Origin of the sequence: Ligaoa zhengdingensis (assembly GCF_014384885.1) — a bacterium.
In the GTDB taxonomy this organism is placed as follows: Bacteria; Bacillota; Clostridia; order Oscillospirales; family Ruminococcaceae; genus Ligaoa; species Ligaoa zhengdingensis.
In genome coordinates this window covers 1-1049 of record NZ_JACRST010000084.1, presented here as the reverse complement: position 1 = coordinate 1049, position 1049 = coordinate 1, and the positions used below count along the sequence as shown (strand labels likewise).

Sequence of the window (1049 nt, the reverse complement as noted above, 5' to 3'; positions counted from 1 at the left end):
TTGTGTCCGTTGTAAAGTGAAGGGACATTTCACGGAGGAATCTTCGGGGAATACGATTTTGGGAGATTAGCAAGCAAATCCGGTGAGTACCCACCGGAGAAAAATCAGTTAAGGAGACCCTGCCCTTAACATCAGATTTTTGCTTGTTGGGATAGTCCCAAACCCTTCTAATCTTTACGACGGAGGGCGCAGCATGGTACGAAGAACGCGAGACATTCAGAAGAAGATTTGGCTGACACCACAGGAAGAACGAACGATTGCAAAGAAGATGGAAATGATCGGCACGGAGAACTTCGGTGCGTATGCAAGGAAGATGCTGATCGACGGTTACATCATTGTCGTAGACTACACAGAGCAGAAAAAGCTCGCCGCCGAAATCAACAAGATCGGCGTGAACATCAATACCGTCTGCCGCAGAATCAACTCGACGGGACGATTCTATCAGGACGATATTGACGAGCTGAAAGAAAAGATGGATGCGGTATGGCAGTTACTAAAATCAAAGCAATCCGAGGAACTTTGAGCAAGGCAATCGCGTACATTCTGAATCCCGAAAAGACCGACGAGAAGCTACTGGTCTCGTCCTACGGCTGTGCCAGCGAGACCGCAGCGCGGGAATTTGAATGGACGCGGAAAATAGCCGAGCAAAAAGGGATGAATCCGGTCAGGATCATAGCCCGTCATGTGATCCAGTCCTTTGAAATTGGAGAGGTCACACCGGAGCTTGCCCACGAGATTGGCAAGCAGTTTGCAGATGAAATCCTCGGAGGAAAATATGAGTATGTGCTGACCACTCACATTGACAAAGACCATGTTCATAACCATCTGATTTTCAATGCGGTTGACTTTGTGAACTACCACGCATACAAGAGCTATAAGCGGATTTACTATGATATGCGTGAGGTCAGCGACCGGCTCTGTAAGGAAAACGGTCTCTCTGTTATCCCTCCCTCTCAGAACAAGGGCATGGGCTACAAGGAGTACACCGAAGCCAAACGCGGCACGAGCTGGAAGCAGAAACTCAAGCAGACCATCGACCGGCTTGTCAT

At 48.7% G+C, this 1049-nt stretch carries 2 protein-coding genes; both read left to right on the top strand.

Translation table 11 applies throughout. The features are described from left to right. Positions 1 to 193 precede the first annotated feature (193 nt). Entirely contained in the window at positions 194 to 523 is a 330-nt protein-coding gene (locus tag H8711_RS13775; RefSeq protein WP_005934759.1) for a plasmid mobilization protein, read from the top strand. Further along, on the top strand, positions 484 to 1049 hold a 566-nt coding region (locus tag H8711_RS13770), incomplete at its 3' end, for a relaxase/mobilization nuclease domain-containing protein (protein ID WP_249283899.1). The genes H8711_RS13775 and H8711_RS13770, both read left to right, overlap by 40 nt.

Bases quoted from the DNA above. Each gene is read 5' to 3' on its own strand.
- H8711_RS13775 (WP_005934759.1), top strand. From the start codon at position 194: ATGGTACGAAGAACGCGAGACATTCAGAAGAAGATTTGGCTGACACCA.